The organism is Sphingomonas sp. (assembly GCF_019749955.1).
Lineage (GTDB): Bacteria > Pseudomonadota > Alphaproteobacteria > Sphingomonadales > Sphingomonadaceae > Sphingomonas.
Map to the genome: position 1 here is coordinate 1 of NZ_JAIEPC010000076.1, position 3,926 is coordinate 3,926.

The window sequence follows — 3,926 nt, forward strand, 5'->3', positions numbered from 1 at the left end:
CGCTACCTCTACAACGGCTTGGACAAGGGCAATTATGTGCCCCAGCCAGCCGAACAAACCTGGACGATGCGCTACGGTGACTGCAAGGCCAAAACATTGCTGTTGTTGGCGATTTTGCGCGCGCTTGACATCGAAGCGGAGCCGATGCTCGCCCATATCGGATTGGGAGAATTGGTGCCGCAGCGGCTGCCGAGCGCGGCGGCGTTCAATCACGTGCTTGTCCATGCGACCATCGCCGGCCGCGACTATTGGCTCGACGGCACGGGGAATGGCACGCGCCTCGACGATATGGCCGATGTGCCGGTGATCGGCTGGGGGCTGCCCGTTCGGACCGGCGGTGCCGGGCTCCTCGAGCTACCGCTGCGCGTGCCGCAACGCCCGGGGTCGACCGCCGTGATCGAACTCGATCAGCGCGCCGGCATTGGTTTTCCGACGGTCGCCAACCTGACCTTCACGTCGCGCGGCCCCACGGCGGCGGCATTGGGTCTGTTGAAGACGCAAGGGAGCAAGGAACAACGCAATCAGGCGATCCAGCAAATCCTCGACAGCGCCGTCGGCGGCGATGTTGTGCTGGGGACCTATACGATCGATTATGATCCCGCCGCCGCGCTGGCCACAATTCATGCCACCGGGACCGCGACGGACTTGTGGTCGCGCGAAAATGAGCGCTGGCGCCTGACGCTCGACAAGAGCGTTTCAACGCTGAGCTTCGACCCCGATCGCGCGCGCGCCGCGTGGCAGCAAATCCCGGTCTCGACCGGTCGGCCCGAGCGCACCGATCTCACGGTGAAGCTGCAATTGCCCGGCAACGGGGATGATTTCACGCTTGAAGGCGACACGACGATTTCGGACGCGCTGGCCAAGACCATGATCGACCGCCGCGTCGACCGTGCCAACGGCGTCATCTCCGTCCACGACGATGTCGCGGCCAGCGGCGGCGATGTTGCGCCGGACGCGATTCCGGCAACCCGCGCCCGGGTCGCGCTCGCCAAATCGCGCTTGCTGACCGTTGTCGCACCCGAAAAGCTCCCGGAGCGCTGGGAGACCGCGCAGCAAGGGCGGACCGATGGCCGGTTCAAACCGATCCTCGCTGCCTATGCCGCCGCGATTGCCAACGACCCGACCGAGGTCAACGGCTATGAAAACCGCGCGCGGTTCCTGGGCGATGTCTATGATTATAAGGCCTCACTCCCCGATCTTGATCAGGCCGTAAAGCTCGCCGCCAACGCCGCTCGCTATCGCTGGCGCGCCGAGATCGAAGAGATTCTTGGCCTCGACGCCAAGGCGCTCGAAGACCTGAAAGCCGCCGCCGCGCTCGAGCCGACATCGGAGGACACGATCCAGGCGCTTGGCGCTTACCTTGCCCGGCATGGCCAAAGCGACGCCGCGATTGCGCTCGCCGATCAGGGGATTGCGCAAGGCGGCAAGACGCGGCCCCAAAACATGGCGACCAAGGCCACCTTTCTCGCCCGCGCGGGCAAGCGCGACGAGGCATTGAAACAGATCGACGCCGCGATCGCGGAGAAGCCGGGCAGCCCGTCGCTGCTCAACGAACGCTGCTGGATCAAGGCGCAATTGGGCGCACAGCTCGACACAGCGCTCAAGGATTGCACCCGCTCGATCGAGCTGAGCGATTCGACGGCGGCAGCGCTCGACAGCCGCGCGCTCGTCTATTTCCGGCTTGAGCGTTACGACGACGCGCTCGCCGATCTCGACGCGGCGCTCAATGCCCGGCCCGATCAGGCGTCGAGCCTGTATTTGCGGGGCATTGTCCTCAACCGGCAAGGCAAGCCGGCCGAGGGCAAGCGCGACATCGCCGCCGCGATTTTCATGTCGCCCTTGGTGGCGGAGGAATATCGCCCTTATGGGATTGTGCCCTGACCAAGGTGATACGGCGGTCGCGTGAGCGCTAGCTCCGGAAACAGAGATCGTAGCCGTCGGGATCGCGAAGGTATAATTCGCGCGGACCATGCGGCGACGTTCGGGGCGGATCCAACGTCATGCCTTTTGCGGTCAGTTCGGCATGGACCGCGTCCGCATTGGCGCACCCCAGCGACAGGCTGACATCGCCATGCCCCGCCCAACGCGCGGCATCCGGCTCGGGCGGGCGCTCGTTCGAATCATAAGCCGTGTTGAGCATCAGCTCGACGGGGCCGTTGCGTAGCCAGCACCAATGGAAAAACCGCCCTTCGGCCGTCTCGACCTCAGGGGCGTGCTGGTAAATCTCGAAGCCCAACATATCGCGATAGAAGTGGATCGACGTCGGCATGTCGAACACTTGGAAGAGCGGCACGCATCCCGTCATTTGCGGCATCGGTGACTCCGTGGCTGAAGCGGCGATGCAGCCAGATTAGCTCAGCGCAAAGCGTTCGCCACCAGCTTGTGCAGCTTCGAATGCAGGGCGTCGTTCGCCGCGAGATATTCGCGGCGGTCGTGCATTTTGTCGCCGCCGCGATAGTCGGTGATATAGCCGCCCGCTTCGCGCACCAGCAGCATCCCCGCCGCCGCATCCCAGCGGGCAAGGCCCGATTCCCAGAACCCGTCGAAGCGGCCCGCCGCGACCCAGGCCAGATCGAGCGCCGCCGAACCCAGCCGCCGGATGCCCGCGACACCGGGTGCGACCGCGCCGAAGATGCGGCTCCATTCAGCGAAGTCGCCATGGCCTAGGAAGGGAATCCCGGTCGCGATCAGCGCTTCGGACAAGTCGGTCCGCGCCGACACCCGCAGCCGCTGGTCGGTGAGCCATGCCCCCCGGCCCTTTTCCGCCCAAAAACTTTCGTCGGTCAGCGGTTGATAGACGAGCGCCGCCATCGTTTCCCACTTGCCGCCCGGGCGCGGCTCCTCGGCGGCGATCGAGATCGCGAAATGCGGGATACCGTGCAGGAAATTGGTGGTGCCATCGAGCGGATCGACGACGAAGCGCGGCTTGTCGGGATTGCCCGCGACTTCGCCGCGCTCTTCCATCACGAATGCCCAGTCGGGGCGCGCGTGGCTGAGTTCTTCGAAGATCGTCTGCTCGGCGCGCTGATCGGCCATCGTCACGAAATCGGCAGGCCCTTTGCGGCTGACCTGGAGCTGCTGGACTTCGTTGAAGTCACGCCGCAGCCGGGGCGCCGCCTTGCGCGCGGCGCGGTCCATAACGGTAATGAGGCCGGAGTGGGAAACCATTTCATTCTCCTCCCCGCCCGCTTGCGGGAGGGGTTGGGGTGGCATTGCCGCGGGCGCCACGGGCAAAGCCCGTGTCGTCGGTCGAGCGTCGCTCGCCGGCCGGGCCGGCGGTTCGTGCAAATAGCGACGCTATTTGTCTCGTCCGCTCGGCCCTATTCCGCCCGCTTCACATAAGTCTGTTCGTACACGTCGACCACGATCCGCGTGCCCGCGCCGATATGCGGCGGCACCATCACGCGCACGCCATTTTCGAGCAGCGCGGGCTTGTAGCTCGACGACGCCGTCTGGCCCTTTACCACCGCATCGGCTTCGACGATCAGCGCTTCAATCGTGTCGGGCAGCTGGACCGAAATCGGGCGTTCGTCCCAAAGTTCGAGCACAACGTCCATCCCGTCCTGCAGGAAGGCAGCAGCGTCGCCCAGAATCCCCGCATCAAGCGTGATCTGCTCGTAATTTTCCTTGTCCATGAAGGTCAGCGCATCGCCGTCCTTGAACAGGAACTGGAAATCCTTGGTGTCGAGCCGCACGCGCTCGACGCTTTCGGCCGAGCGGAAGCGGACGTTGTTCTTGCGGCCATCGATCAGGTTCTTGAGTTCGACCTGCATATAGGCGCCGCCCTTGCCGGGCTGGGTGTGCTGGATTTTCACCGCTTTCCAGATGCCGCCTTCATATTCGATGATGTTGCCGGGGCGAATGTCGACGCCGCTGATTTTCATGGAAGTCCCGCCGTGTTAGAAACAAGCGATGCGCTGTAGCCG

The 3,926-nt window shown here is 64.5% G+C and carries 4 protein-coding genes; 1 reads left to right on the forward strand and 3 read right to left on the reverse strand.

From position 1 onward, the window contains the following. Positions 1-1,881: tetratricopeptide repeat protein (locus tag K2W81_RS13550; RefSeq protein ID WP_294105199.1), on the forward strand; the 1,881-nt coding region annotated here is incomplete at its 5' end. A 28-nt stretch (positions 1,882-1,909) separates the two neighbouring features. Here the strand turns inward: K2W81_RS13550 and K2W81_RS13555 are convergent. The 3 genes from K2W81_RS13555 to efp all read right to left on the reverse strand — a co-directional run bounded on the left by K2W81_RS13555 (position 1,910) and on the right by efp (position 3,884). Next, entirely contained in the window at positions 1,910-2,314 is a 405-nt protein-coding gene (locus K2W81_RS13555; protein WP_294105202.1) for a VOC family protein, read from the reverse strand. Positions 2,315-2,355: 41 nt separating this feature from the next. Continuing rightward, positions 2,356-3,168, reverse strand: coding sequence for an inositol monophosphatase family protein (locus K2W81_RS13560; protein ID WP_294105204.1), 813 nt, complete (start codon positions 3,166-3,168; stop codon positions 2,356-2,358). 152 nt (positions 3,169-3,320) lie between these two features. Further along, positions 3,321-3,884, reverse strand: a complete 564-nt coding sequence (gene efp, locus K2W81_RS13565) for an elongation factor P (RefSeq protein WP_294105207.1) — start codon at positions 3,882-3,884, stop codon at positions 3,321-3,323. Positions 3,885-3,926 lie beyond the last annotated feature (42 nt).

Coding starts and splice junctions, on each gene's coding strand:
- K2W81_RS13555 (WP_294105202.1), bottom strand. CDS start 2,314: ATGCCGCAAATGACGGGATGCGTGCCGCTCTTCCAAGTGTTCGACATG.
- K2W81_RS13560 (WP_294105204.1), bottom strand. CDS start 3,168: ATGGTTTCCCACTCCGGCCTCATTACCGTTATGGACCGCGCCGCGCGC.
- efp (WP_294105207.1), bottom strand. CDS start 3,884: ATGAAAATCAGCGGCGTCGACATTCGCCCCGGCAACATCATCGAATAT.